Genomic DNA, 485 nt, shown 5'->3' with positions numbered 1-485 from the left:
CGTTTGATCCGTCGAAAAAACGCAAGCCAACAATGCTGGTCACCGACCTGACCTTGCGCTTTGATCCTGAGTTCGAGAAGATCTCTCGTCGTTTCCTTAACGATCCGCAGGCGTTCAACGAAGCCTTTGCCCGTGCGTGGTTTAAACTGACGCACCGTGATATGGGGCCGANCATGGTTTAAGCTGACGCACAGGGATATGGGGCCAAAATCACGTTACATTGGACCAGAAGTCCCGCAGGAAGATCTGATTTGGCAGGATCCGCTGCCGCACGCGTTCTTCAACCCAAGCGAAGAAGACATTCTTAACCTGAAGGCGACCATTGCAGCTTCCGGACTTTCTGTCAGTGAGCTGGTATCGGTGGCGTGGGCTTCCGCATCGACTTTCCGTGGTGGTGACAAACGTGGTGGCGCTAACGGTGCGCGTCTGGCGCTGGATCCACAGCGCGGCTGGGATGTGAATGCCACCGCAGCACGCGTTCTGCC

At 56.0% G+C, this 485-nt stretch carries 1 pseudogene; it reads left to right on the top strand.

Features of this window, described 5'->3' with window-relative positions:
- Window positions 1-485, top strand: a pseudogene (locus FDX22_RS15580) (catalase-peroxidase); the annotation flags it as partial.

This window comes from Citrobacter sp. TBCS-14 (genome assembly GCF_005280805.1).
GTDB classification, from domain to species: Bacteria; Pseudomonadota; Gammaproteobacteria; order Enterobacterales; family Enterobacteriaceae; genus Citrobacter; species Citrobacter gillenii.
Note: the sequence above shows the minus strand (reverse complement) of the source record. Positions and strands in the feature narration are given on the sequence as shown.